The following is a 25,363-nucleotide window of genomic DNA, read 5'->3' as shown; positions in this document are numbered from 1 at the left end:
AACAGAAGGGAGAGGGCAGATGCGGATCGCCGCTGTCGGAGACGTCCATCTGGGAACCGATTCACGCGGACTGTTGCGGCCCGCGCTGCGCGAATTACCCGCGCTGGCCGATGTTCTACTACTGGCCGGCGACCTGACCAAGCACGGGACACCGGCCGAAGCGGAGGTGGTCGCCCGCGAATTCGCCGATGTGGGGGTCCCGGTGGTGGCCGTGCTGGGCAACCATGACCATCACAGCGATGCCGCAGCCGAAATGACCGATCTGCTGGAAGCCTGCGGAATCACTGTGCTGGAGGGCAGCGCCACCACGCTCGATATCGACGGCACGACCCTCGGTATCGCCGGAACCAAGGGCTTCGGCGGGGGTTTCGCCGGCAAATGCGCGAGCGTGTTCGGGGAGCGGCTGATGCGCGAATTCGCGGGCCACACCATCGAGTTGGCGACGACGCTGGATACCGCGCTGGCCGAACTCGATACCGATATCACGGTGGCGCTCACGCACTACTCCCCCATCAGCGACACTCTGCACGGGGAGCCGCGCGAGATCTACCCGTTCCTGGGCTCGTATCTCCTGGGGGAACCCATCGACACCCACGGAGCCGATCTGGCCGTACACGGCCATGCTCATGCCGGCACCGAGCGTGGCAGCACACCGGGCGGTATCCGGGTACGTAATGTCGCCCAGCCGGTGATCGGTAAGGCTTTCGCGGTCTACGAACTACAGCCCGGCACGGACAGCACGGCGACCCGCGACCGGACCGCCGTATCCGGTTGACATCGGCCGCCCAACCGCCCTGGCGAGGGGGGCTCCCATGCCCTCGCAACCACCCCGCAAGACTACGGCGACCTCCGGTGAGGTCGCCGTAGTCCATTCCGGCCCGGCGCACCACGCGCCGGATTATCGGGCTCAGACGTCGCGCGGCGTCGGCGCCACCGTCTGCCCGTGGCCCGGATCCTGCTGGGCCCGCTGCCGCTGTTCGGCATCGGCGGCCTCGAGGCGTTGCTGCCGCGCCTCGTTCTCCTTCTCGGCGGCGGCCCGCTGCGATTCGCCCTTGTCCTGCTGTGCCTTGCCCTCGGTGCGCAAGGAGTCGTTGTCGAGAACCGCTCCCGCGGCCTCCTTGACCTTGCCCTTCACGCCCTCGACGGCACCTTCTATGCCCTCACGTGCGGTGTTGTGCTCGGCCACGATATCCACCTCCGAATCTCGGTTGCTCGGTCGGATAGCGGCCGCGTACCCGGCCCCGGAGTCTTCAATCCGGCGGGAACGCACGATCGAGTGCGCCTGCTCACCGGGCCGGTCAGGTGAAAGCGGCCTCCAGCCCGTCGAACCAGGCCGCATCCTCGACCAGCCGGGCGCTGCGCCAGCCGTCCGGGGTGCGCACCAGATCGTGGTTGTACCAGCCACCACAGGTGAACTGCTTACCCGGAGAGACAATCATCGGATTGAAGAACATGGCGCGGACCTTCGCGATATCACCATCCAGTTCCACCGCGATATTGGAAATGAAATGCTGGGTCCGGGAGAACAGCGCCAACTGTTCGGTGAGCCCGGCGACGACCGCGTCCACGTCCCCGGTGGGCCCGCCGGCCGTGCTGTAGTCGATCTGCGCGTCGGCGGTGAACACCGAGCGATACAGCGGCCAGTCCTTGTCGTCGACGGCGGTGGCGTAGCGGGTGAGCAGATCGGTGATCTCGATCCGGTCGGCGAGCGTGCGTGAATCCATACCCCCATACAACCGCACCGGGGCCGCGCGCCGGGTGGGATCGACTCAGCTGTTCCGGCGGATCCGGCGCCACCACGGGCGCCGGGGCTCCGCCCGGCTCGCCCGGCCACGCTCCGATTCCGGCGCGGATGGTTGCGCCGCGGTCTCCCGATCGGCGGCGCCGGCCGCAGCACGCCAGCGGGCGACCGTTTCCTCGACGTCGACCGGGGCGACCGGCAACTGCGGGCCGGTCGGCACCCGCAACCAGTCCACGATGCGCCGGTTGAGCTCGGCGACGGTGGCCCGCACCTGCTCCTCGGTGGTGAGCTCACGCACCTTCTCGGGCAGCCGCTCCACCTCGCGGCGCAGTTGCAGCGACGGTGGCAGCGCCGCGTCCCCGCTCACCCCTTCACGCCGCAGATAATCCCGCAACCAGGCGTTTTCGTCATGGTACCGGCTCCCCGCGCCCGGCAGTGGTTTCCCGGCGCCGGGGAGATTCCGGAATTCGCCACGTTCGGTGGCCTCGCGGATCTTACGGTCGACCCAGGATTCGAAGTCGACTCCCGCGGGTTTGCGCTCCGACATCGTACCTCCTCACCGTCACCTTCACGGTAGCGCGCACCCCACGGCGCGACGCCCCCGTGCGGCGGCCGCACAAGGATCACGGTGCGGGCCCGCTCAGGCCCCGTTGGTGGAGCCGCTACGAGCCCGCCCGGACCGGGCCTTGCGCCGTTCGGCCTGGAGCTCGGCGAGTTCCTGCTCGAGGATGTCGGCGACTCGGAACTGGCCGGTGTCGTATCCGTCGGAGGACCGCACGACCTCGAGGAACTCGTCGGTCTCCTTGTCACCCGACATTTTTCCCTTACCACCCGATTCCGAGCCGTTACCCGCCACGCCGGCCTGCTTGGCCTGGCCCAGCTTCTTGACGGCAGCGCTGGCCGAATTGCTGATCGGCAGTTTGTCGGTGACCTCGGCGTTCTTCGCCGTGGACTCGTCGAACAGCGGAGAATTCGTGGCGAGCTCGTCCAGCAGGGAACTCGTCCGCCCGATCAGGCCGGAGGTCACATCGGCGAGATCGCTCGCCCGCTTCTTTCCCGCCTCACCGGACTTGCCCTCCGCGCGAAAAGCCGTCCCGGCACCGGCAGTCTTCGCGCCCGATTCCAGCGCCGCCGGTTGCGCCGCGGTGGTATCGCCGACCGGAAGAGCCCGCGGCTCCCCCGCATTGGGATCGAGTTTCATACTGACCCGCGGGAGGCTGTTGCGGATCTGCGCGGCCGGATCGGGCAGCCCCCGGACCTGTTCGGTGGCCCGCAGAATCGCCATACCGTAGCGGGCGCTGGCCGCGTCGTGGATGAGTAGTGCGACACCGATCATCACCGGCGCGACGGCGTGCACACCCACGTCGTACCAGTTACCCACCCGCAGATACGGATACGTGTTGAGCCCGACGGTCAGGGCCAGCAGCGCCACCTCGGCGGCCGCAGTCTGGCGCCGGTTGTTGACCACACCCCATTCGGCCACCTTGTTGGTGCCGATCATGATGATGATCAGGCAGGCGCTGATCATCCCCTCCAGCAGGTAGCTGAACCAGAACAGGGGGTCGCTGGGACCGGTGGGCGCGATGTTCTGCTGGACGTTGACCGCCGACCACAACATGCCCGCGCCGACCACACCGGCCAGTGCGCGCAACGACCAGGCCCGATGCCGGTACAGCGAGGCCAGCTTGGCGTGCGGGCTGGATTCCCGGCGCTGCGCAGCGATGGCTTTACGGGCGAGCAAGAGGTCGCGCATATCCGCCTTCTCGATCTGCTCGGTGGTCTGTCTGGCCCGGTCGTTCGCCCCGGCGGCCGCCTGGATCTCCTTCCAGCGTTGTCCGCGCTCCTGCTCGCGGATACGCTCGGCGAGTTCACGTTCGGCGTGCAGTTCCGTTTCCGACAGCGCCTCGGTGAGCGCGGGATCGAACTGGTAGGCCAGTCGGTTGCGGGCGTGTTCGACGCGTTGGGCCAGTTGCGTGACATCGTCCTCGATCGGCGGCTCGACAGTCATTACGGCTCCCGCCTCGGGTGATTCGATGGCAGACAAGTAGTCACGCCGGGGTACGGTACCGCCCTTTGCCGCGCGATGCACCGTCACGGTCGAAACAACCGGTTTCCATGGTCGTTCACAGGCCGTTCACGAGTTCCCGTGGCGGGGTCACGGTTCCGGCTCCGGGGCCGCCGAATGCCCGTCACATTGCGCCACAGCGGCCAGGATCGCCCGCACCGCGGGCCCTGCCTCGGGGACCGGCACGAGCGGATATACGTGGAAGGCACCGGTCACCTCGGTGAAACGCACTGCCGAACCCGCACGTTCGGCGAACAGCCGCGCATCGGGGTGCAGGATGTCGTGCGTGCCCATGAAGATATCGGTCGGTGGTAGACCGTCCAGCGGGCCGTTGATCGGGCTCAGCCCGGGGAGACCGAGATCATCCCCGCCGGCCCAGACCCGGCCCGCCTCCAGCAGGCCGGGGCGCGCCAACCACGGATCCGCGGCTTCGACCCGATCGATCTCGGGGTTCGACAACCGCATATCGAGGCACGGCGACAACAGGATCAATCGCGCCGGTGCCGGCAGCCCGGCCTCCGGCAGCGATTGGGCCAGCGTGAGTGCGAGGGTCCCGCCGGCCGAATCCCCGGCGACCGCCACCCGCGCGGGATCGAATTCGCCCAGCACACCCCGGTAGATCTCGGTCAGGTATGGGCGTGCGTCCCGGTGGGTGTAGCGCGGAGCCAGCGGGTAGATGGGCACCTCCACCCGATGCCCCGCTGCGGCCAGCCGTCCGATGAACCGCCAATGCCACCAGCTGATCTCCCGGAAGAAACTGCCACCGTGCAGATAGATCACCACGGTGCCCGATTCCCGGCCCGGCCGCGGGACCACCGTATAGCTCGGAAAATCGCCGACCGTACGGCAGGCGATCGAGTAACGTCTCCGCAGCCCTCGCGGCGGCGCGTGATCTCCCGGCGGCCCGGCCATCGCCGCCCGCGCCCGCTCGGCAGAGCCCATCCCGCGCTTACGGGTGAGCCGCAGATATACCGACACCGCCCGGCTACGACGACCGACCATCAACTCTCCTCGCTCGGCGCACCAGCACTCCCCGAACGGCCGGACCTCATCGCGCGGTGCGGCCCACTCTCCGGCCACGCTACCGTCACCCCATGTGCGACAACAGGGACCACCGCTACCGCACCCACTACGTATGCCCGCCATGCCGGATTTCGCAGAAACGGTGGGCACCCGGGTCCCGCAACGGCCACACCGATCCACCCCGCTGTCCCCGCTGTTCGACAGAGATGCGCAACGCCGGCCACGATTTCGCCGCCCCACGACAGCACGACAGCGCGGGCTGGTCGGTGGTCGCGGCGGTCCTGGCCGCCGGCCTGCGCTACGAGGGTTACGAGCCCTGCGGCTGTAGCCGCGAACCGAAATTCCGGCCGCGCACCCGTGCCGAAGTACGCAACCGGCGTGAACACGCCGGCCGCCACCAGCTCCCACCGGCCGAGGCACTGTCGGCCCGCCACCTGTGAGGCTGTGGTGTGCTCATCGGCGGAGAGGCGGGCCCGCCCACCTATCTTTCCAGCGGCCGGCACGCCGAAGGACAGGCCCCGCACCCGAGCGGACCACTCATCCGCTCCACGGACGACGCGCCATGCACCGGCTTCACTTCTTGGGGCGCTTCTCCCGAACTCGCACCGAGATGCGCACCGGCGACCCGTCGAACCCGAATTCTTCGCGCAGCCGCCGCTCCAGGAACCGCCGGTAGCCGGCCTCCAGGAAGCCCGTGGTGAACAGAACGAAGGTCGGCGGCCGGGTGGTCGCCTGGGTGGCGAACAGGACCCGGGGCAGCCGGCCACCGCGCATGGGCGGCGGGGTCGCGGCGATCACGTCCTTCAGCCAGGTGTTCAACCGGCCGGTCGGGATCCGTTTGTCCCAGGATTCGAGCGCGGTCTCCATGGCCGGTACCAGTTTCTGTACCGCCCGCCCGGTGTGTGCGGAGATGTTCACCCGCTGCGCCCACGGCACGCGGTTCAGGTCGCGGTCCACCTCGCGCTCGATTTGCAGGCGGCGGTCCTCGTCCACCAGATCCCATTTGTTGAACGCCAGAACCAGTGCCCGCCCGGAATCGGCGACCAGGCTGATCACCCGCAGGTCCTGTTCGGTGATCGGCTGGGAAGCATCGATCAGCATGATCGCGACCTCGGAGGCCTCCAACGCCGATTTCGTGCGCAGCGACGCATAGAACTCGGTACCGCTCGCGTTGGCGACCTTACGGCGCAGTCCGGCGGTGTCGACGAACTGCCACACCTTGCCGCCCAGGTCCACCAGCGAGTCCACCGGGTCGACGGTGGTACCGGCGATATCGTGCACCACCGACCGTTCGTCGCCCGCGAGCTTGTTCAGCAGGCTGGACTTGCCGACGTTCGGTTTCCCGACCAGCGCCACCCGGCGCGGCCCACCGGTGCCGCCGGTGCCCTCGCGCGGGGTCTCGGGCAGCACTTCGAGCACAATGTCGAGCAGATCGCCGGTTCCGCGGCCGTGCGCCGCCGACACCATCCGCGGCTCGCCCAGCCCCAGTGACCACAGCGCGGACGCATCGGCTTCGACCCGCTGGTCATCGACCTTGTTCGCCACCAGGATCACCGGCGTTTTCGCGCGCCGCAGCACCTTCACCGCGGCCTCGTCGCCGGCAGTGGCGCCGACCACGGCGTCCACCACGAGCAGGATCGCGTCGGCGGTATTCATCGCAAGCTCGGCCTGCCGGGCCACCGACTGCTGCAACCCCTTGGCGTCCGGTTCCCAGCCGCCTGTGTCCTGCACCCAGAACCGGCGGCCCGCCCAGCTCGCGTCGTAGGAGACACGGTCTCGGGTCACCCCGGGTACATCCTCGACCACCGCTTCGCGGCGCCCCAGGATCCGGTTGACCAGCGTAGATTTCCCGACGTTCGGGCGGCCGACCACGGCCAGCGTGGGCATCGGCGAGTGGTCGGCGGCCTCCGGGTCGCCTGCCAGATCGGTGATCTCCCAGTCGGTTTCGTCGTTCCACACGCCGTCGCCGGCCAGTACGTCACTCATCGTCTCCCCGCTCATCCGGCCGCGCCCCGACGGCGTAGCGCGGACCGCTCATGCGACCGATCCAGCTGCCGGGCGATTTCCCGGTACAACTCCTCGATCGTTTCGTCCATGGTCAGCTCGCTGGTGTCGACCTGCACCGCGTCCTCGGCACGCCGCAGCGGCGAAACCGCCCGGGTCGAGTCGAGGCGGTCGCGGCGTTCGACATCGGCGAGTACGCCGGCGTAGTCGTCCCCGCGGCCCTCGGCGATGTTCTGCTGATTACGCCTGTGCGCCCGCGCCGGCGCGGAGGCGGTCAGGTAGATCTTGGCATCGGCGTCGGGCAGCACCGTGGTACCGATATCCCGCCCTTCGACGACGATGCGCCCGGCGCTCACCGCGATTTCGCGCTGCAGCGCCACCAGTTGTTCGCGGACCTCCGGTACTGCCGATACCGCCGATACCGCGGCGGTGACCTCCGGGCCGCGGATCTCCGCGCGCACATCGTCACCGTCGAGTTCGATCAGTTCGCTCTCGGGGTCGGTGCCGATCCGCAGCGGCATATCGGTGACCGTCGCGGTCACGGCGGCGGAATCGTCCGGGTCGGTCCCGGCGCGCAACACTTGCAGAGTCGCGGCCCGGTACATCGCGCCGGTGTCCAGGTAACGAGCCGACAGCCGGGTCGCCAGCCGACGCGAAACGCTGGACTTACCGGTGCCCGAGGGCCCGTCCATCGCCACCACCAGCGACCGGTCGCCCGCCGGGTTCGCGACGACCCCGACCGGAGCTTGCCTACCGAACACCTCGGCCCCGTTCACAATGACACCGCCTCGTAGAGTTTGCCGATTTCGTCGCGGCCCAGTACCCGCAGGGTGCCCGGCCGTTGATCGGCCAGGACCACCGGGCCGACATGCGTGCGGACCAACCGGCTCACCGGGTGACCGACCGCGTCCAGCAACCGCCGCACGATATGTTTGCGCCCCTCGTGCAACACGACCTTCACCAGGGATCGTCCCGCGTCGACTTCCAGGACCTGGAATTTGTCGACGCCGGCGGGCCCGTCCTCGAGTTCTACGCCGTCGCGCAGAATCTTGCCGATGGAACGGTGTACCTCGCCCTGCACGGTCGCGAGATAGGTCTTGGACACCTGGTAGGAGGGGTGCATCAACCGATGCGCCAGATCGCCGTCGTTGGTGAGCAGCAACAATCCCTCGGTATCGGCGTCCAACCGGCCGACATGGAACAACCGCTGCCCCGCGGCGACCCGCTCGGCGACGATATCGCCCACACACGGGCGGCCCAGATCGTCGGACATGGTGGACTGCCAGCCCTTGGGTTTGTTCAGCGCCAGATGCACCAGTTCCTCGCGCACCACCACCCGGATACCGTCCACCCGCACCACGGCGTTCTCCGGGTCGATACGCAACCCCTGTTCGCGCACGATGATGCCGTCCACCTCGACCCGTCCTCGGTCGATCATCTCCTCGGCCGCGCGCCTGGAGGCGACACCGGCCTTGGCCAGCACCTTCTGCAGGCGTTCACCTTCGCCCCAGGGCATCTTCTCGTGGCCGGGTTCCTCCGATTCCACATGCTGACGGCGAGCGGGTTTGGCGTTGTTCAGCTGCGGTGCACCACCGGACCGAGCGGCCGGGGTCTTGCGGGACGGCGTACCGCCACCGGGGCGCCCACCTGTCCGCGAGCCACCGGCAGGACCGCTGCGTCCGGTAGACGGCCCACCACGCCCCGCGGCAGCGGAACCGGGCCGCCCGGCGACAGCGGGGCCGCCGCGCCCCGTGGAACCGGCACCACCGCGCCCTGCCGCAGTAGAGCCGCCTCGCCCGGCAGTCGTGCCGCGACCGGCCGGGGCCGATCCGCCGCGCCCCGACGCGCCGGAGCCGGTACGACCCGAGGCGCCGGCCCCGCTGCGTCCGCCCGCGGCGCTCCCCCCGGCGGAAGCGAAGCCACTCCGGCCGGCGACGGGCCGCGCCCCCCTGCGCGCCGGCGCATCCGCAGCTCCGGTCCGCCCGGTCCGCGCCTGGTCACTGCGCGCCCCGCGCTCGGTACTGCGGGTTCCGCCACCACGGCCGGTCCGCGATGGTTCACTGCCACGGCCGTTGCGGGGGGATTCACCGCCACGGCGGGTATCGCCCGCTCCTCGGGGGGCGCCGCGTCCGCGACCGGCCCGGGCGGGCTGGTCTGCGCGTTGTCTACGATCCGGTGTGCCATCTCGGCGAGCGGGTGTATTCACGATTTCCTGTCAATCCTCGGCGCCGAGGTTCAGATCGTCCTCGGCGGGTTTGCGCAGTCTGGTGTAGCGGGGGTCCGTCTCCAGACTGTCGTTGATCTCATCGATCAGGTCGACGCCCGGCAGCAGCGGCGCCAGTTCCGGCAGGTCGTTCAGCGACGCCAGCCCGATACGTTCCAGGAACAGTTCGGTGGTGCCGTAGAGCGTGCCGTTGGTTTCCGGGTCGGTGCCGGCCTCGGTGATCAGTCCCCTGGCCAGCAGGGTACGCATCACACCGTCGACGTTGACACCGCGCACCGCGCTGACCCGGGCCCGGGTCACCGGCTGCCGATATGCCACCACCGCCAGCGTCTCCAGTGCCGCCCGGGTCAACTTCGACCGGGCGCCGTCGAGCAACATACGCTCCACATACGGTGCGTACTCGCTGCGAGTATAGAAGCGCCACCCGTCCCCGGCGAAACGCAGATCGATCCCACTACGCTGCGCGGCCAGCTCCGCCGACATCTCCCGCAGGGTTTGTTCGACCCGGTTCGCGGGCTCGTCCAAGGTGGTCGCCAACTGCTCTACCGGCGCGGGAGTGTCCACCACGAGCAGGATCGCCTCGAGCGCCGCCCGGAATTCGGCATCGTCGAGCGGCTCGGGCGCGAATTCGGTCACACTCTCGCTCATACTGCTCCCTCCGCCGCCGAATGCGGCCCTTCGTAGTCCCTCACCCGTAGTCCTCCTCGATAGCGACAGGGGCGGCCTCGGCTTCGCCCCCGATCCAGCGGACAGCGAGCGGCCCCAGCGGATCGGGCTGATCGAACTCGATCGACCTACTCCGGTACAGCTCGAGCAGCGCCAGGAATCGCGCCACGATCTGAATCGGGGCTGCGCAATCGGCCACCAGTTCGGCGAACGTGGTCCAGGTGCCGGCACCACGAGCGCGCAGGCGTTCCAGCACCAGCGTGGCCTGTTCGGCGACCGATATCGTGTGCGCGTGCAAATGGTCCAGGCCCACCGTAGGTACCGGCCGCGGCCGGAACGCGGCCGCGGCGATCTCCGCGAATCCGGCCGCATCCACCCCGAGCCTGACCTCCGGCAGCAGCCCGGCGAACCGCTCCTCCAGGCCCACCGCCCGCGGGTACCGGCGCAGCGCGGCGGCCTCGAGTTCGCCGAGCAGTTCGGCGACCTGTTTGAACGCCCGGTATTGCAGTAACCGGGCGAACAGCAGATCCCGCGCTTCGAGGAGTTCCAGATCGTCGGGATCGGTCACTTCCCCCGAGGGCAGCAGCCGCGCCGCCTTCAGATCCAGCAGAGTCGCGGCGACCACCAGGAACTCGGTGGTCTGATCCAGGATCTTATCGGTGCGCAGCGAATTCCCGGGCTGGGCCAGCCCGGCGGTAAGTGCCTTGGTGTAGGCGATGAATTCGTCGGTGACCCGGTGCAGCGCCACCTCCGTCACATCCAGGCGGCGCTGCGAAATCAACTGCAACAGCAGGTCGAACGGGCCCTCGAAATTACTGAGCCGCAGATGGAAACCGGTTTTCTCACGAGCCGCGTCCGCGGTGTCGCCGGGCTCGCTGGTACTCGACGGTGCAGGTGCGGGTGCTGCTGCGCTCACCGACCCGACCGGTGGATGACTTCCCGTGCCATCGCGCGATACGCCTCGGCGCCACTGGATTTCGGCGCCCACGTGGTGATCGGTTCACCGGCAACGCTCGCGTCCGGGAACCGGACGGTCCGCGCGATCGCCGTGTCGTACACCAGTTCCCCGAACACCTCCACCACACGCGCCATCACCTGACGGGAATGCAACAGCCGGGCATCGAACATGGTGACCACGATGCCGTAGAGGCTCAGCCGAGGATTCAACCGGTCCCGTACCTTCTCCACCGTATCGTTGAGCAACGCGAGGCCGCGCAACGAAAAGTATTCGCATTCCATCGGAATGATCACGCCGTCCGCACACGCCAGCGCATTCACCGTGAGCAGGCCGAGCGAAGGCTGGCAATCGATGAGGATGTAGTCGTAGCGGTCGCGGACCGGTTCCAGCGCCCGCCCCAGCGACTGCTCCCGGCCGACCTCGTTCACCAACTGGATCTCCGCCGCGGACAGATCGATATTGCTCGGCAGCAGATCCAGGTTCTCGACCTTGGTCTGCGCGAGCACATCGTCGACCGCGACCGGTGCGCCGATCAGCAGGTTGTGCACGGTCAGATCCAGATCGTGGTGCGCAACACCCAGCCCCGCCGACAACGCGCCCTGCGGGTCGAGATCCACCAGCAGCACCCGGCGGCCGTATTCGGCCAGCGCGGCACCCAGATTGATGGTCGAGGTGGTCTTGCCGACCCCGCCCTTCTGATTACACATCGCCACGATGAGCGCGTTGCCCCGCTCCGACGGTTCGGTCGGATCCGGTACCGGGCGTAGCGGACGGCCCGTCGGACCCAATGCGGCGTCGGCGGGGGGAGGTTCGGGGCCCGCCCCCCACACGGATGTGGCGCGCTCGTCGTTCTCGGCGCCCTTGGGCGGTCCCGCCGCTCCGGCTGTCGTCACGATCCGCTGCTCCTTATACGTTCCTGCCCGTCACCTCGTAGAGCGTAACGAGGCCGATCAAGGCACGGTCTCGCTTTCGCCACGGTCCGGCTCCTTCTAGACGCTACCTGTTGACAGCACTCCAGTGCCCAGTGTGTCAACCGGCGTGTTCTGTGATATTGCGGAACCGGCGGATCAGGGTCCGCTCATCGTGCCCTGGGGTGGGCGGTGGCCCAGACTTCTCGTAAGGTCCCCACGGTGACCATTGTGTAGATCTGGGTGGTGGTGACCGACGCGTGCCCCAGTAGTTCCTGCACCACCCGCACATCGGCGCCGCCGTCGAGTAGGTGGGTGGCGAACGAATGCCGCAGGGTGTGCGGTGAAACCGTCGCCGTGATCCCGGCCTGCTCCGCCGCGCGCTGCAATACCTGCCAGGCACTCTGCCGGGACAACCGGCCGCCCCGCACGTTGAGGAACAACGCGGCCGCCGAACCCGGGGCCCGCACCCCGGCGCGACCGTGCGACGCCAATACCGGCCGTCCGCGCACCAGGTAGGCGTCCACGGCCGACAGAGCGGGCCGCCCCACCGGGACGATCCGCTGTTTACCGCCCTTCCCCCGCAGTACGACGGCGCGCCCCTCGAGGTCGAGATCGTCGAGATCGAGGCCGACGGTTTCCGAGATCCGCGCGCCGGTCGAATACAGCAGCTCCAGCAGGGCCCGATCGCGAAGCCCGCGGGCACCCGCGTCGCCACCGGCCCCCGTATCCGCACCGACCGAATCCAGCAGCCGCAGCACTTGATCCACGGGCAGCGCCTTGGGCAGCCGCTGCCCCACCATCGGTGGTTTCACCGCATGGGCGACATCGGTGCTGATCATCGCCTCGGCGGCGGCGAATCGGTGCAGTCCGCGGACCGCGATCAGTGCCCGCGCGACCGATCCCGGTGCCAGCGGCGGATGCCGGTCGTCGCCCGCGCGCAGGGCGATCCCGAATTCTCCGATATCGGTTTCGCGGACCGCCTCGAGGTCGGCGATGCCCCGGTCTTTCAGATATTCACGGTACCGCCCGAGGTCGCGCCGATACGCCGACAGCGTGCTGCGGGCGGCTCCCCGCTCCACCGCGAGATGGTCCAGGTAGACATCGGCCTCGCGCACCGCACCCCGCCCTCAGTCCGTGTTCCGTTGCGCCGTCTGGCGCCGTAACAGCGCGCTCGGTAGTCCGGGCCACGGCGCGTCGGCCGGGCGCAGCGGCAGTTCCGCGGTGTCGGCAGCGCTCAGCGCAAGCAGTCCGGCGACCGCGGTCGCGTTCACGATCTCGCCTGCCAAGGCCGCCCGCACAGCCACACCGAGCGGCATCCGCACAAGTTCCAGGTCGGCTTCCTCGTGTTCGGGTGCGGGCCGTTCGGTATCGGTCAGCCCGCGTGCCAGATACACCCGCAACGCTTCGTCGGTGAACCCCGGCGACAACGCCACATCCACCAGTACGGACCATTCGTGCGCGGCCAGCCCGGTTTCCTCGGCCAGTTCCCGTTGCGCCGCCGCGAGTGGATCCTCCCCAGCGATATCGATCAATCCGGCCGGCAGTTCGAGCAGCCGCTCCCCGAGTGGATGCCGGTACTGGCGGATCAGCACGACCTGCCCGTCGTCGTCCAACGCGACCACCGCGACCGCACCGTGATGTTCGACCACCTCGCGTTCCACGACCCGGCCGTCCGGCATCTCCACCTGATCCAGCCGCAGCGCCACGATAGCCCCGTTGTAGACCAGCCGGCTGTCGACCGTACGGAAGGCGTGGCTGCCCGGCGCCGGCTGCGCGCCGGTCATGAGGCCTGCTCGGCAGCAGCCATTTCCTGCTCGTCCTGCTCACCGGGGATATCCACGGGGAGCCGTTCGGCCAGTTTGTACCGCAGCGCGGCGGCGATCAGCTCGGCAAACAGCGGATGCGGCCGGGTGGGCCGGCTCTTCAGTTCCGGATGCGCCTGGGTGCCCACGAAGAACGGGTGGACCTCACCGGGAAGTTCGACGAACTCCACCAGATGCCCGTCCGGCGACGTACCGCTGAACCGCAGCCCGCTGGTGGCGATCTTGTCGCGGTAGCTGTTGTTCACTTCGTACCGGTGCCGGTGCCGCTCGGAAACCTCGGCGGCGCGGTAGGCCCGGGCCACCACCGACCCCTTCTCCAGCACCGCGGGGTAGGCGCCGAGCCGCATGGTGCCGCCCAAATCGGCCTCGCCTGCCACGGCCTGTTCCTGATCGGCCATCGTGGAGATCACCGGGTGTTCTGTCTCGGGTTCGAATTCGGCGGAGTTGGCGTCGTCGAGTCCCACCGAACGCGCGGCCTCGATCACCATGCACTGCAATCCCAGGCACAACCCGAGCAACGGCAGTTTTCGAGTCCGGGCGTGGTGGATCGCACCGACCTTGCCCTCGATCCCGCGGATCCCGAATCCGCCCGGAATCAGCACCGCGTCCACATCGCGCAGCGCGGCCTGCGCCCCCGCCGGGGTTTCGCAATCATCGGACTGCACCCAGCGCAGTTTCACCTTCGCGCGGTGCGCGAAACCACCCGCCCGCAGCGCCTCGGTGACCGACAGATACGCATCCGGCAGGTCGACGTACTTGCCGACCAGCGCGACCTCCACCGTTTCCCGCGGCGTATGCACGCGGTCGAGCAGATCACCCCAGACGGTCCAGTCGACATCGCGGAACGGCAACCCGAGTTTGCGCACTACATACGCGTCGAGGCCTTCCCGGTGCAACACCTTCGGGATGTCGTAGATCGACGGCGCGTCCGGGGTGGAGATGCACGCGTCGACCTCCACATCGCACATCAGCGCGATCTTGCTCTTCAGGCCGGCCGACACCTCGCGATCGCAGCGCAGGATCAGCGCGTCGGGCTGGATACCGATACTGCGCAGCGCCGCCACCGAATGCTGGGTGGGTTTGGTCTTGAGCTCACCCGAGGGCGCCAGATACGGCACGAGGGAAACGTGCAGGAAAAAGACATTGTCGCGGCCGACATCGTGCCGGATCTGCCGGGCGGCCTCGAGAAACGGCTGTGATTCGATATCGCCGACCGTGCCGCCGATCTCGGTGATCACCACATCCGGTTCCTGCCCCTGCAGGTCGGGGCCGCGCATCGCCAGGACACGCGCCTTGATCTCGTCGGTGATATGCGGGATCACCTGCACCGTATCGCCGAGATACTCGCCGCGCCGTTCCTTGGCGATCACCGAAGAGTAGACCTGGCCGGTGGTGACGTTGGCGTCCTTCGACAGGTCGCGGTCGAGGAACCGCTCGTAATGCCCCACATCGAGATCGGTCTCGGCGCCGTCCTCGGTCACGAACACCTCACCGTGCTGGAACGGGTTCATGGTGCCGGGATCGACGTTCAAATAGGGGTCGAGCTTCTGCATGGTGACTCGTAGTCCCCGCGCGGTCAACAACTGACCGAGGCTGGAGGCGGTGAGACCCTTACCGAGTGAAGAGGCGACACCACCGCTCACGAAGATGTGCTTGGTGGCTGTGCGCGCCTGAATCCGTGTATGACCCACGGGTCTTCACAGTAACACGAGACCGCCCCGGCGAACGACCGCCACTCCCCCGTTAACTACCCGATCGCCCATCCGATCCACTCGGATATCGCACCCGCGGCACCCACGCGGTCTCACTCCCGTCCCGGCGGCACCACCGGCCACTTCCTCCCCACCGAATGGCCCGCACCGGGTTTTCCACCCCACCGCACCCACGCGTGTCCCGAGTGCTGGAGGGTTGCGCACCGCACCCGAACACTGGACTGCTCACCTACGTGGCAACACACAGCCCCGACCCCGGAGTGCTGCCTGAACGGCCACCTACACGAGCCGTAGGACCATGCCGCGACCATCCGAGGACCTTCGGGCCGGCCGCCGCGACCCCGTCGCAGCACGGCCTGCCCGGCGCGACCCGGCTATTCGGACCGGCCGAGGACCTCCCGGCCCCAGAGCTCGGCCCGGGTCAGCATGTCCTGCGCCCCCGCGAGCATTTCACTGCCCTGCCCGACCGCCAGGATCGCGACAATCGCCGCGCCGAGCACCGCCAGCACCAGCAGTGCCGCCAGCACACCCGAGAAACGGTTGCGGTACAGCGTGGCCACCGCGGATGCGTCCATGATCGATTCGCCGACCTTCAACCGGGTCAAGAATGTCGCCGGGTTGCTGTCGCGCCGGCCACGATCGAAGAATTCCTCCAGCGAGGCACTCGCGCCCGCCGTCACGATCAGCGCCGCCCCATGATGGTGGGCGAGCAGCAGCGCCAGATCGGCGGGTGCCCCGGAGCCCGGGAAGGTGATCGCCCCCAGTCCCAGTTCTTTCACCCGCTCCAATCCCTCGGCCCGGCCGTCGAGGTCCGCCGGGATGATCAATTCGGCGCCGCAGGTCAGCGTCTTGGTGGTCAGTTCGTCGGGGTTGCCGACGATCAGGTCCGGCCGGTATCCCGACCGCCGCAGTGTCTCGGCACCGGCACCCACACCGATCAAGACCGGCGAGTACTCCTTGATGAACGGCCCGAGTTTCTTCAGGTCCTCGGCGTGCCCCGGCCCCACTCCGACCACCACGACCTGCCGGCCGCTCAGTTCCAGATCAGGTTTCGGTACGCCGATACCGTCCATGAGCAGCGAGGATTCGGTCCTGATGAACTCCAGCGCGTCACCGGCGAACGATTCCAGGTGCTCGGCGAGCCCGTTACGCGCTTCCTGCATCCGTTCGGCGATCGCGTCCTCGTCCAGTTCGAGGCATTCGACCAGCGCCTCGGGTTCCTTGCGGGTGAACCGATCGGCGTAGACGACACCGTCCGCGATCCGCACCCGGGCGCCGTCCTTGATACGGCCGAAAGCATCCGAGCTCACGGTGTCGAGCAGCAGCACACCTCCTGCGACCAGAACTTCGGGACCGACGTTCGGGTACCGGCCGGAGATCGAAGGCGAGGTGTTCACCACCGCCGTCACCCCCGCGGCGACGAGCTTGTCGGCGAGGGGCTGATCGATATCCATTTCATCGAGAACGGCTATATCACCTGGCCCGATCCGGGCAAGTAGCCGCCGGGTATCACGGTCGACCCGGGCGTTCCCCGTTCGACCGGGCAGTGCCTCGGAGTTCTTCGACAGCAGCGCCAGCATCCTCATGTAGCGATGATGTCGGTAAACCCTCAACCTTCGGTGGAGACACGCCGCTGACCGGCCATCCATTCACCCGCCCGAGCAATCGATCAGCTACCCGCGGGTGCGGCCACCGGCCGGCTGCGCGCGGAAGCCGGGCCGGGCGCGCCGTATGCTGCCGGGCACAGCTAATCGAAGAGGAGACGCCATGGCCAGCACCACCGTCGACACCGTGATCGCCGCCCCGCGGGCGACCGTGTACCGGCTGTTCGCCGACCGCGAGAGCATCAGCCCGTACCTCGCCGTGAACGTCACGCTCGTACGACCGGGCACGACCGAACGCGAGGGTGTGGGTGCCCAGCACAAGATCGGTGCCGGACCGGTCGGCGTGGTCGAGGAGATCACCGCCCTGGTGCCGAACGAACGGGTGGAATACAAGATCGTCAAGGGCGCTCCGGTGAAAAGCCATACCGGCGTCATCACCTTCGCCGACGCCGGAGACGGCACCCGCGTCACCTACACCATGACCTCCGACCCCTCCTTGCCTGTCCCCGCCAAGGCGCTCGAGATCGGCTTGAAGGGACTGATCGACCAGTTCATCGCCGCCGCCCGCAAAGCCGTCCGCTGACCGGCCACAGCAGCTGACCGCACCGGATACCACGACCTGCCGGACACGGATACCGGATCCGTCCTCGAACCGGCTGCGCAGGCCCCGGTTGTCGAGGTGGTTCAGAACCGTTGAACGAACCGGTACCAGCTGCCTTCGAGGGGCGTGTAGCCGATATCGCCGTCGTGGCGGGGTGGGCCCTGCCCGGGTGCACCGCGCGGGAAATAGGCGAATCCGACCGGATCGATGAGGCCACCGTCGGTGTAGAGCAGGCAACCATCGGCGCGTTTCACCACCGAAGTAATGGTGTAGACGCCGTACCGTCCGGGGGCCGAAGCCTCGCAGCCGGCGGCGAGGCGTTCGAGGCTGCCGCCGGAAATCCGCCAGCCGAGATTGCCGGGAATACCGGCCCACGCGAGCGCGCAGGTCAGGACGACCGCGCCGGGCGCGAACAGCAGCGACCGGTAGCGGCGGTAGCGGATCGCACCGAACAGCCCGATCATCAGCCACAGCGCCCCCAGCAGCACCAGTGCCCAGCCGGTGACAACGAGAGCGGGAAACCCGGCGTCCGACATCAGCAACCACAGCATCGCTACGCAACACACGCTTACCGACAGCGTGATCACCGCGATCGACGCGCGCCACCACCGGGACGCCGTCCGAGCGGGTTCACCTCGCCGGCACGGCCCGTCATCGGGTTTGGCGGTGATCATCGAATCGTGCCCCCTACTGGCAGCCGCCCGGTTCCTGTCGAGCGGTGGGCGGCCGAGCGAATTATCCCCGGCCACGTCGTGCACGTAAGCAGATCACCTCGACCGCGCACGCGGTTCGACATCGGATCCACCCGCCGGACTGCGGTGCGACAGACCGGAACCCGACGGCCTGAAGCACCCCTCATTGCTGTTACCGCGCCGGACACACGCACTCTCCGGCACCGATCGTGACGGCCGGGTGGATCAGCGTGCCGCCATCCGTTCGGCCCGGGCGATATTGAGCAGTTCCCAAGCGTGTGCGCGACCCGTTTCGGTGTCGTCGAGCCCGGCCAGCATCCGCGCGAGTTCCACGATCCGCTCGTCCTGGGTCAGCGCCCGGACACCCGAATCCACGGCGCCCGCACCGTCGTCGGATTTGTTCACCACCAGATGCGTATCGGCGAACGCCGCGACCTGCGCCAAATGGGTCACCACGATCACCTGATGGGTGCGGGCCAACCGGGCCAGCCGGCGCCCGATCTCGACCGCCGCCCGGCCGCCGACGCCGGCGTCGACCTCGTCGAACACCATGGTCACCCCGTGCTCGTTACCCGCCAGCACCACCTCGAGCGCCAGCATCACCCGGGAAAGCTCACCACCGGAGGCGCTCTTGTTCAACGGTAGCGACTGCGCGCCGGAATGTGCGGCCAGCCGTAACTCCACCTCGTCCACCCCGGCGGGCCCGGCATGGAGTTCGGTGCCGTCGATCAGCAGCGGTGCCGAATCCTGCGGCCCGGCAGGTACCGGGCGTACCTCGACGTCCAGCCGCGCCTTCCCCATCGCCAGCCCGCCGAGTTCCTCGCTCACCGCCGCGGCCAGCTCACCGGCCGCCGTAGTACGCGCCTGCGATAGCTTCACCGCCACGGCCCGCACCCGATCCGCGCCCGCCTCGGCCTCCGCGACCAGCGCCGCCAGGGCCTCCTCCGACACATCCAGCGATTCCAGCTTCTTCCGCGCATCGTCGGCCCAGGCGAGCACCCCGTCGATATCGGGTGCGTATTTGCGGGTCAGCGATTTCAGTTCGGCCTGCCGGGTCAACATGGAATCCAGCGCACCGGGGTCCGACGGCAGATCCGACAGGTACCCGCTCAATTCCGTGGTCAAGTCCACCACCACGGCGATAGCGTCGGCCAGGCGCGGCCCCAGCGCCGCCAGCGCCGGATCCTCGGAGCCTTCGACCCGCGATCGTGCGACCCCCAGCGCGTCCAGGGCTCCGGCGTTCTCCCCCGGGTCGTCCTCCGGTCCGGCCAGCGCCTCGTGCGCCGTGGCCGCCGCTTCCCGCAGCGAATCCAGATCGCTGAGCCGGCGGATCTCCGCCACCAGGCGTTCGTCCTCACCCGGTTCGGGTGCGATCGCATCGATTTCCGCGAGCGCGTGCGTGAGACGTTCCGCTTCGGCTGCCAGCTCCCGGCTGCGTGCTGTACGTTCCAGCAACGCGTTCCGCGCATCCAGCCAGGCCCGCCGCTGCTCGGTGTATTCGCGCAGCAACGGCCCCACTGCCGCGTCTGTGAACTGGTCCAGCGCCCGCAACTGCTGTTCGGGCCGCTGCAACCGCAGTTGGTCGTTCTGCCCGTGCACGGTCAGCAACGGTGCGGTGAAATCCGCCAGCACCGACGCCGGAACCCCGCGACCACCCAGATGCGCCCGGGACCGGCCGTCGCTGCCCACCGTGCGGATCGCGATCACCGTATCGTCGTCATCCGCAACGGCCGCCGCCGCTTCCAGGACCCGTTCCGCTTCACCGCGTGCGGTCGCGTTCACCTCGTTGAGGGTGAACCGGCCCTCCACCACCGCGCGGTTCGCGCCGAGCCGCACCCGGCCGGCATCCGCCCGTGCCCCGCTGAGCAGGTGCAGACTGGTGACCACCATCGTTTTGCCCGCACCGGTTTCGCCGGTGAGCACCGTCAGCCCTTCGTGGAATTGTGCGGTGGCCGTGGAGATAACGCCCAGTCCGTCAATTCGTATCTCTGTCAGCACGTGTGCCCTCCGTTCGCCGCCGGCCCCGCCAACCAGTTACCGGCAGCTCGAACTTGCGCACCATCCGATCCGCGAACGGCGCGGAATCCAGGCGCACCCACCGGACCGGCTCGGCACCACGGATCGCTTCGACCCGGCCACCTCGCGGCAAGGCGAGGGTGCGCCTGCCATCCAGGAAAACTATCGCATCAGGGCCGGTGGCAACGGATTCGACCGCGATTCTGGAGTCCGGGCTGGTCACCAGCGGCCGAGCGAACAGGGCATGCGCATTGCTCGGAATCACCAGCAGCGCTTCCAGTTCCGGCCACACCACCGGCCCACCGGCGGAGAAAGCGTAGGCCGTGGAACCGGTAGGGGTCGCAACAAGAATTCCGTCACACCCGTAGGACGACACCGGCCGCCCGTCGACTTCCAGAACCACTTCGAGGACGCCCATCCGCGCGGCGTTCTCGATACTGGCCTCGTTCAACGCCCAGCCGCGCTCGATGATCTCGTCGTCGAGCCGGACGCTGACATCGATGGTCATCCGCTCCTCGACGCGGTAGTCGCGACGCACCACTTGCGCGAGCGCCTCGTCGAGGTGTTCGGCCTCGGCCTCGGTGAGAAAACCGATGCGGCCCAGATTGATGCCGAGCACCGCAACCGTGACGTGCCGGGCCAGTTCCGCCGCCCGCAGCAGCGTGCCGTCACCGCCGAGTGCGAGCACCATCTCGCAGCCCAGCGCCGCGTCCGGCTCATGCGCCACCACCTGCGCCGGATAGCATCCGGGCTCGGTGACCGGTGCGGCACCGGACTCGAAACGGGTGCTGTAGGCCTCGTCGGCGAGCACCCGCAGCCCGATCCCGGCTTCCGCGCAGATCTTGGCCACCCGATGCGCCGTTTCGCTGATCTCGGCGCGACCCGGATGCGATACCAGCAGAATCTCCCTGGTCCGGGGCGTATCAACGCTCATTGCGGACCTTCTTCGACCGCCAGCCGCACCATCTCCGCCACCTCACCGGCCGGGTCGCCGGGAATTTCCCCCCGGCGCAGCCACAGAAAGTATTCGACATTCCCGGAGGGCCCCGGTAGCGGGCTGGCTACCACCCCCACCGTCCGCAGCCCGAGTTCGGCGGCCGTCATGGCCACCGCGCATACTGCTTCCGCCCGCAACTGCGGGTCGCGTACCACGCCGCCCGCACCCACGCGTTCCTTACCGACCTCGAACTGAGGTTTCACCATCGGCACCAGATCGGCGCCGGGGGCAGTGCACGCCGCCAGCGCGGGCAGGACCAGGGCCAGCGAAATGAACGACAGATCGGCGACCACCAGGTCCACCCGCCCCCCGATCCCTTCCGGGGTCAGTGAACGAACGTTGGTCCGGTCGAGTACATGCACCCGATCGTCGGTCCGCAATCGCCACACCAGCTGCCCGTAGCCGACATCGGCGGCCACCACTTCCCGCGCCCCACGACTGAGCAGCACATCGGTGAACCCGCCGGTGGACGCCCCGGCATCCAGGCAGCGCCGGCCCTGGATCGCCAGGCCCCGAGATTCGAAAGCCTCCAGTGCGCCCAACAGTTTATGTGCCCCCCGGGACGCCCAGGCCACCTCGTCGGCCTGTTCCTTGACCACCAGGGGTGTCCCGGTTTCCACCGCGGTCGCGGGTTTCACCGCCACCGCACCGTTGATCAGCACCCGCCCGGCACCGATCAGTTCCACGGCATGGTCGCGTGACCGCGCCAATCCGCGGCGGACCAGTTCCGCGTCCACCCGCGCCCGCCTGGCCACCTCAGATCTTGTCCACCGTCGCCAGAGCCTGGACCAGCACCTCGTGTGCCTGCTCCAGGATATGCGCCCGGCGGGCCAGGTCGGTTCCGGCGGATTCGTCCCCCGCTGCGCCACCGGCGAGTTCGGCGAGCAGTTCGCGAACTTCGGTGCGGATACTGTCCGGATCGGCGAGGTCGCTGTGGCCGGCGGCCCCGGGGAGATGCCGACCGGGCAGCGGCACCCGGGCGGCACCGGGGTGGTTCGGGCGAGGAGTCGGGGTAGTCATCGTGCGGTCAACGCTATCGGATTTCCGAACGGGGCGCGCGTACCCTGAGCGCCCGGCCCGGTTGTGCCTCCAGCTCCCGCCGAACGGCTGCGGGGTCGTCGATATCGAAGGGGACCGGCGCACTGTTCAGCGCGGCCAGGCTGCCGGCGATGTAGGTCGGCCACCTGTCCGTGGGCAACCCGGTCAGTTCCTCGATCGTACTGACACCGGTCAGGACCAGCAGTGAGTCCACCGCCACATTCGCCGCGCCGTCGATATCGGTGTCGAGCCGGTCACCCACCACCAGCGCGGCCCGAGTTCCAGCCCGCTCCAAGGCGTTCTCCAGCAGCGGAGCACAGGGTTTACCTGCCACCAGCGGCTCCCGGTCCGTAGCGGCGCGCAAGGCCGCGACCATGGCTCCGTTACCGGGCGCCAGACCACGTTCGTTCGGCAAGGTCCGGTCAGTGTTCGCAGCCACCCACACTGCACCTGCCCGCAGTGCATACGAAGCCTCGGCAAGATCGGGCCACGCGGTCTGCGGAGAATGACCCTGCACCACCGCCGCCACGGATACCGTGGCCCGCCGCACCGGCTGCAACCCCGCCGCCTTCACCTCGGCCGCCAGATCGTCGGTACCGACGACCATGACCTCCGCCCCGTGATCGACCAGGTCGGCGAGCAGCCGCACCGCCGCCTGCGCACTGGTCACCACCTCGGCTTCCGTAGCCGGGTATCCCATTTCGGCGAGATGAGCGGCCACCGCCCCCGCCGCGCGGCTCGCATTATTGGTGACGTAAACCAGCCGCTGCCCCCCACCGGCAAGTTCTGCGGGCCCGCCCTCGATCACCACGGACCCGCGATACAGCGTCCCGTCCAGATCCAGCAGTAGCGCCTCGTACCCGTCCCGCAACCGCATTCCGCTCGCATCCCGCACACTCGGACCCTACGTCGTCGTCCCACTCCGGCCCCCAACGGGCACTCCACAGGCACGGACGCACGGACGCACGGATACCCGCGGGGCGCAAATCCGGCGTCCCGCACAGATGCGCGGAGACCAGCGAAGCGGTCGCGATCCGTGCGACCGCCGCACAGCGCGGAGGAGATGTGGTCGACGAACCCGTTGCTCAGGGCACCGAACCGGAACTTCTGGACGTCACCGAGGTGGATCTCGCGGTGGTCCACGGCCGAGTATCCCCGGATGAGATCCACACTTCTTCGATACCTCATTCGAACGGCTCGCCGCTGTACTCGATACCCAGGGTGCGAATATCACCGGCCCTACGGCACCGCCTGCGAGCAAGCCATGGATATCACCGTCGGCCCCGGTCGACCGCCTGATTCAGCCGGAGGCAGAGGTAGTCCGGAGTGCTCCCGTCCCGGGCGAACGGCTCGTTTCGTGCACCGTGGGTCCTTCGACTGCCTGGACCAGAGCTGGGACAGGCTGCACTCCTGGATCACTGCCCGAGACCTCCCCCTGGGCAGCACCAGGTGGGAGATCTACATCACCGAGCCGCCCCCTATGAACCGCGCCGATCTGCGCACCGAACTCAACTGGTCCATCACACGGGCACGATCCCGCGCCCGACGCGGAGGAACGCTGAACGGCCGTCGCCCTGTCGATAGGCCGTCTCCGTGCCGAAAAGTTGAGCGGCACTGCACCCCCAGCTGCTCGATCCGGCCATTCGTTCGGCAGGCTCCCGCGTGCGGAAATCCCAACGGTCGAGCACTGCGCTGCGCTCACACAGTTGTCAGGGACCCCCGGTCAACTCCGCTGCACGCTCTTCGGCATCGGTTTCACCATCGAGATCAGCCGCCGCGGCATTGAAGAACCAGGTCAGGCCTTCGTCGGTACGCCCGGCCGCGACCAGTGCGTCGGCGTAGGCATAGAACAGGCGCGCCGGCCCGGACCCGGTGCGGGCCGGATCGAGATCGGAGGCCTGCAGGGTCACTACGGCCTGGTCGTACTCTCCCAGGTCCATCCGCGCACCCGCGACGACAATGCGCAGCTCGATAGCGTCGTCCCCGGTCAGCGACCGGGCCTCGTCACTGCGGCCGATCTCGATCGCGCGCTCGGGGCGGCCCAGACCGCGTTCGCAGTCGGCCATGACTGCGAGCAGCCCGGCACCGCCCGCCATCCGCCGCGCAGCACGCAGTTCCGACAATGCCTCGGCCCACTCACCGGCGTGATAAGCCACCACACCGGCCGTCTCTCGGACCACCGCGATCCGTCCGGCCCGTTGCCGTGCGGCCCGCGCATGCGCCAGAGCCAACCGTGGATCGTCGTCGAGTAGTTGTGCCGCCATGGCCAGATGGCGTGCCACGGTTTCCGCATTGCCCTTGTCGAGGCTCAGCAGGTCGCGCCGGATGGTCGTATCCAGATCACTGGCCTGGACGTTCTCGGGCAGGTCCGGCTCGTCCGGACGCGGTGGCCGCCGATCGGCTCCCCGGGCAGCGCCCTCACCGCCCCGGCGGCGCGGATCGCCCGACCCGCCGGGGCGGGAAGGGTTCGACGACGTGCTCGTCTCGTAACCTCGGCCGGCTCCGCGGTCAGCGCGGTCTGCCCCGCCACGGGATCCGAACCTGCGATCATCGGAATCGGCCCGCGGTCCGCCGCGTCCGCCGAAGTCGCGCCGGCCCCGATCGCCGCCGGCATTGTCGGTGCCGGAACGGTTCGGAGATCGGTTATCGCTTCGCTCCCGATATCCCCGGTCGGGCTTCTCTCCACCCGGCCGGGAGCCGCGGGCCCCGAAACCCCGCGGTTCGTCACGTCCGCCGCGCGAATTCTCGCCGTATTTCCCACCGCGCGAATCATCGGCACGGGAACGACCGCGATCATCGGATCCGCCGGCCCTGTTTCCGCGCTCTCCCGCCGATCCCGCCCGGTCCGGGCGCCCCCGGTCGCCACGGAAACCGCGATCGGAGCGGAATGAACCGCGATTGTCCTCGCCCCCGCCGCCGGCTCCGGGCCTGTCGCGACGGTCCCGCGGCTCGGCGCCACGATCACCTCGGGATGCGCCGGACGTACCACCCTCACGCCGGAAAGTTCCTTGTCCACCTCCGGCCGATCGGCCGTCCCCGGATTTCGCACCGTCGGCACGAGGCGCGGCGTCGCCCTCGCCGACGCGCCGGAACCCGTTCCCCGCCCCGGAAGAATTGCGCCGGAACGGTTTCCGGCCATCGCTCTGTTCCGGCACGGCGGATCCCTTTCTCAAATGGAAATCAGGTGAATCGATATTGGTGAGCATGTACTCAGCCCAAGTCTAACGGGTCGAAATCCCGTCCAGAAACGACGAAAGGGGACCCAGTATCTGGGTCCCCTTTCGTGAA

General features: G+C 68.6%; 23 protein-coding genes and 2 pseudogenes. 3 read left to right on the top strand and 22 right to left on the bottom strand.

The genetic code is table 11. From position 1 onward, the window contains the following. The first annotated feature begins 19 nt into the window (after nucleotides 1–19). Nucleotides 20–775 carry a metallophosphoesterase family protein gene (locus NS6_RS26580; RefSeq protein ID WP_068047135.1) on the top strand — a complete coding sequence of 252 codons (756 nt, stop codon included), beginning with the start codon at nucleotides 20–22 and terminating at the stop codon, nucleotides 773–775. A 132-nt stretch (nucleotides 776–907) separates the two neighbouring features. Here the strand turns inward: NS6_RS26580 and mbp1 are convergent, their stop codons facing one another. The 5 genes from mbp1 to NS6_RS26555 all read right to left on the bottom strand — a co-directional run bounded on the left by mbp1 (nucleotide 908) and on the right by NS6_RS26555 (nucleotide 4,808). Continuing rightward, the gene (gene mbp1 / locus NS6_RS36050; RefSeq protein WP_068047697.1) at nucleotides 908–1,186 is read right to left on the bottom strand and encodes a microaggregate-binding protein 1; all 279 of its coding nucleotides are present in this window, start codon (nucleotides 1,184–1,186) and stop codon (nucleotides 908–910) included. Nucleotides 1,187–1,298: 112 nt separating this feature from the next. Then, nucleotides 1,299–1,724: a nuclear transport factor 2 family protein gene (locus NS6_RS26570; protein ID WP_068047132.1), complete on the bottom strand. Its 426-nt coding sequence runs from the start codon at nucleotides 1,722–1,724 to the stop codon at nucleotides 1,299–1,301. 45 nt (nucleotides 1,725–1,769) lie between these two features. Next, nucleotides 1,770–2,288 carry a DnaJ family domain-containing protein gene (locus NS6_RS26565; RefSeq protein WP_068047129.1) on the bottom strand — a complete coding sequence of 173 codons (519 nt, stop codon included), beginning with the start codon at nucleotides 2,286–2,288 and terminating at the stop codon, nucleotides 1,770–1,772. 93 nt (nucleotides 2,289–2,381) lie between these two features. Next, nucleotides 2,382–3,749 (bottom strand): hypothetical protein, encoded by a 1,368-nt coding sequence (locus NS6_RS26560; protein ID WP_068047127.1) that lies wholly within the window; start codon nucleotides 3,747–3,749, stop codon nucleotides 2,382–2,384. A 147-nt stretch (nucleotides 3,750–3,896) separates the two neighbouring features. Continuing rightward, complete coding sequence (locus NS6_RS26555) at nucleotides 3,897–4,808, bottom strand: alpha/beta hydrolase fold domain-containing protein (RefSeq protein WP_068047124.1); 912 nt, start codon at nucleotides 4,806–4,808, stop codon at nucleotides 3,897–3,899. A 92-nt stretch (nucleotides 4,809–4,900) separates the two neighbouring features. Between NS6_RS26555 and NS6_RS35495 the strand changes: the two genes are divergently transcribed. Beyond that, a complete protein-coding gene (locus tag NS6_RS35495; RefSeq protein WP_210746827.1) occupies nucleotides 4,901–5,269 on the top strand; it encodes a hypothetical protein in 369 nt (122 codons plus the stop codon). 133 nt (nucleotides 5,270–5,402) lie between these two features. On the opposite strand, the gene der is transcribed toward NS6_RS35495, so the two are convergent. The 10 genes and pseudogenes from der to steA form a co-directional block, all read right to left on the bottom strand. Next, nucleotides 5,403–6,815 (bottom strand): ribosome biogenesis GTPase Der, encoded by a 1,413-nt coding sequence (gene der, locus NS6_RS26545; RefSeq protein ID WP_168443420.1) that lies wholly within the window; start codon nucleotides 6,813–6,815, stop codon nucleotides 5,403–5,405. Nucleotides 6,816–6,826: 11 nt separating this feature from the next. Continuing rightward, nucleotides 6,827–7,525 (bottom strand): (d)CMP kinase, encoded by a 699-nt coding sequence (gene cmk / locus NS6_RS26540; RefSeq protein ID WP_068047694.1) that lies wholly within the window; start codon nucleotides 7,523–7,525, stop codon nucleotides 6,827–6,829. Nucleotides 7,526–7,605: 80 nt separating this feature from the next. Further along, a pseudogene (locus NS6_RS36370) lies at nucleotides 7,606–8,646 on the bottom strand (pseudouridine synthase); the annotation flags it as partial. Nucleotides 8,647–9,048: 402 nt separating this feature from the next. Continuing rightward, a complete protein-coding gene (gene scpB / locus NS6_RS26530) occupies nucleotides 9,049–9,705 on the bottom strand; it encodes an SMC-Scp complex subunit ScpB (protein WP_068047117.1) in 657 nt (218 codons plus the stop codon). 40 nt (nucleotides 9,706–9,745) lie between these two features. Further along, a complete protein-coding gene (locus NS6_RS26525) occupies nucleotides 9,746–10,639 on the bottom strand; it encodes a segregation and condensation protein A (protein WP_068047114.1) in 894 nt (297 codons plus the stop codon). Further along, on the bottom strand, nucleotides 10,636–11,511 hold the full coding sequence (locus NS6_RS26520) for a ParA family protein (RefSeq protein WP_068047689.1): 876 nt from the start codon (nucleotides 11,509–11,511) through the stop codon (nucleotides 10,636–10,638). The genes NS6_RS26525 and NS6_RS26520 overlap by 4 nt, the downstream gene beginning before the upstream one ends. A 248-nt stretch (nucleotides 11,512–11,759) precedes the next feature. After that, nucleotides 11,760–12,707: a site-specific tyrosine recombinase XerD gene (locus NS6_RS26515; protein WP_068047112.1), complete on the bottom strand. Its 948-nt coding sequence runs from the start codon at nucleotides 12,705–12,707 to the stop codon at nucleotides 11,760–11,762. A gap of 12 nt (nucleotides 12,708–12,719) precedes the next feature. Next, nucleotides 12,720–13,376 carry an NUDIX domain-containing protein gene (locus NS6_RS26510; RefSeq protein ID WP_068047105.1) on the bottom strand — a complete coding sequence of 219 codons (657 nt, stop codon included), beginning with the start codon at nucleotides 13,374–13,376 and terminating at the stop codon, nucleotides 12,720–12,722. Next, entirely contained in the window at nucleotides 13,373–15,106 is a 1,734-nt protein-coding gene (gene pyrG / locus NS6_RS26505; protein WP_068047102.1) for a CTP synthase, read from the bottom strand. The genes NS6_RS26510 and pyrG overlap by 4 nt, the downstream gene beginning before the upstream one ends. A 395-nt stretch (nucleotides 15,107–15,501) precedes the next feature. Continuing rightward, on the bottom strand, nucleotides 15,502–16,713 hold the full coding sequence (gene steA, locus NS6_RS26500) for a putative cytokinetic ring protein SteA (RefSeq protein ID WP_068047097.1): 1,212 nt from the start codon (nucleotides 16,711–16,713) through the stop codon (nucleotides 15,502–15,504). Between the two features lie 181 nt (nucleotides 16,714–16,894). On the opposite strand from steA, the gene NS6_RS26495 reads away from it, so the two are divergent. Further along, nucleotides 16,895–17,314 carry an SRPBCC family protein gene (locus NS6_RS26495; RefSeq protein WP_068047094.1) on the top strand — a complete coding sequence of 140 codons (420 nt, stop codon included), beginning with the start codon at nucleotides 16,895–16,897 and terminating at the stop codon, nucleotides 17,312–17,314. Nucleotides 17,315–17,415: 101 nt separating this feature from the next. On the opposite strand, the gene NS6_RS26490 is transcribed toward NS6_RS26495, so the two are convergent. The 7 genes and pseudogenes from NS6_RS26490 to NS6_RS36500 form a co-directional block, all read right to left on the bottom strand. Beyond that, nucleotides 17,416–18,090 (bottom strand): hypothetical protein, encoded by a 675-nt coding sequence (locus NS6_RS26490; RefSeq protein WP_157112962.1) that lies wholly within the window; start codon nucleotides 18,088–18,090, stop codon nucleotides 17,416–17,418. A 159-nt stretch (nucleotides 18,091–18,249) separates the two neighbouring features. After that, nucleotides 18,250–20,022, bottom strand: a complete 1,773-nt coding sequence (recN, locus tag NS6_RS26485) for a DNA repair protein RecN (protein ID WP_068047091.1) — start codon at nucleotides 20,020–20,022, stop codon at nucleotides 18,250–18,252. Next, a complete protein-coding gene (locus tag NS6_RS26480; protein WP_068047683.1) occupies nucleotides 20,000–20,974 on the bottom strand; it encodes an NAD kinase in 975 nt (324 codons plus the stop codon). The genes recN and NS6_RS26480 overlap by 23 nt, the downstream gene beginning before the upstream one ends. Beyond that, a complete protein-coding gene (locus NS6_RS26475) occupies nucleotides 20,971–21,792 on the bottom strand; it encodes a TlyA family RNA methyltransferase (RefSeq protein WP_068047088.1) in 822 nt (273 codons plus the stop codon). The genes NS6_RS26480 and NS6_RS26475 overlap by 4 nt, the downstream gene beginning before the upstream one ends. A gap of 1 nt (nucleotide 21,793) precedes the next feature. Beyond that, nucleotides 21,794–22,057: a hypothetical protein gene (locus tag NS6_RS26470; protein ID WP_068047077.1), complete on the bottom strand. Its 264-nt coding sequence runs from the start codon at nucleotides 22,055–22,057 to the stop codon at nucleotides 21,794–21,796. 13 nt (nucleotides 22,058–22,070) lie between these two features. Further along, nucleotides 22,071–22,952 carry an HAD-IIA family hydrolase gene (locus NS6_RS26465; RefSeq protein ID WP_068047074.1) on the bottom strand — a complete coding sequence of 294 codons (882 nt, stop codon included), beginning with the start codon at nucleotides 22,950–22,952 and terminating at the stop codon, nucleotides 22,071–22,073. Nucleotides 22,953–23,784: 832 nt separating this feature from the next. Next, a pseudogene (locus tag NS6_RS36500) lies at nucleotides 23,785–24,951 on the bottom strand (tetratricopeptide repeat protein); the annotation flags it as partial. Nucleotides 24,952–25,363 lie beyond the last annotated feature (412 nt).

The sequence above is a fragment of the Nocardia speluncae NBRC 108251 genome (genome assembly GCF_001613245.1).
GTDB classification, from domain to species: domain Bacteria; phylum Actinomycetota; class Actinomycetes; order Mycobacteriales; family Mycobacteriaceae; genus Nocardia; species Nocardia speluncae.
The sequence above is the reverse complement of the archived record's forward strand: the minus strand, read 5'-3'. Positions and strand labels throughout refer to the sequence as shown.

Bases quoted from the DNA above. Each gene is read 5' to 3' on its own strand.
- NS6_RS26580 (WP_068047135.1), top strand. From the start codon at position 20: ATGCGGATCGCCGCTGTCGGAGACGTCCATCTGGGAACCGATTCACGC.
- NS6_RS26570 (WP_068047132.1), bottom strand. From the start codon at position 1,724: ATGGATTCACGCACGCTCGCCGACCGGATCGAGATCACCGATCTGCTC.
- NS6_RS26565 (WP_068047129.1), bottom strand. From the start codon at position 2,288: ATGTCGGAGCGCAAACCCGCGGGAGTCGACTTCGAATCCTGGGTCGAC.
- NS6_RS26560 (WP_068047127.1), bottom strand. From the start codon at position 3,749: ATGACTGTCGAGCCGCCGATCGAGGACGATGTCACGCAACTGGCCCAA.
- NS6_RS26555 (WP_068047124.1), bottom strand. From the start codon at position 4,808: ATGGTCGGTCGTCGTAGCCGGGCGGTGTCGGTATATCTGCGGCTCACC.
- NS6_RS35495 (WP_210746827.1), top strand. From the start codon at position 4,901: ATGTGCGACAACAGGGACCACCGCTACCGCACCCACTACGTATGCCCG.
- der (WP_168443420.1), bottom strand. From the start codon at position 6,815: ATGAGTGACGTACTGGCCGGCGACGGCGTGTGGAACGACGAAACCGAC.
- cmk (WP_068047694.1), bottom strand. From the start codon at position 7,525: ATGGACGGGCCCTCGGGCACCGGTAAGTCCAGCGTTTCGCGTCGGCTG.
- scpB (WP_068047117.1), bottom strand. From the start codon at position 9,705: ATGAGCGAGAGTGTGACCGAATTCGCGCCCGAGCCGCTCGACGATGCC.
- NS6_RS26510 (WP_068047105.1), bottom strand. From the start codon at position 13,376: ATGACCGGCGCGCAGCCGGCGCCGGGCAGCCACGCCTTCCGTACGGTC.
- steA (WP_068047097.1), bottom strand. From the start codon at position 16,713: ATGAGGATGCTGGCGCTGCTGTCGAAGAACTCCGAGGCACTGCCCGGT.
- NS6_RS26495 (WP_068047094.1), top strand. From the start codon at position 16,895: ATGGCCAGCACCACCGTCGACACCGTGATCGCCGCCCCGCGGGCGACC.
- NS6_RS26480 (WP_068047683.1), bottom strand. From the start codon at position 20,974: ATGAGCGTTGATACGCCCCGGACCAGGGAGATTCTGCTGGTATCGCAT.
- NS6_RS26470 (WP_068047077.1), bottom strand. From the start codon at position 22,057: ATGACTACCCCGACTCCTCGCCCGAACCACCCCGGTGCCGCCCGGGTG.
- NS6_RS26465 (WP_068047074.1), bottom strand. From the start codon at position 22,952: ATGCGGTTGCGGGACGGGTACGAGGCGCTACTGCTGGATCTGGACGGG.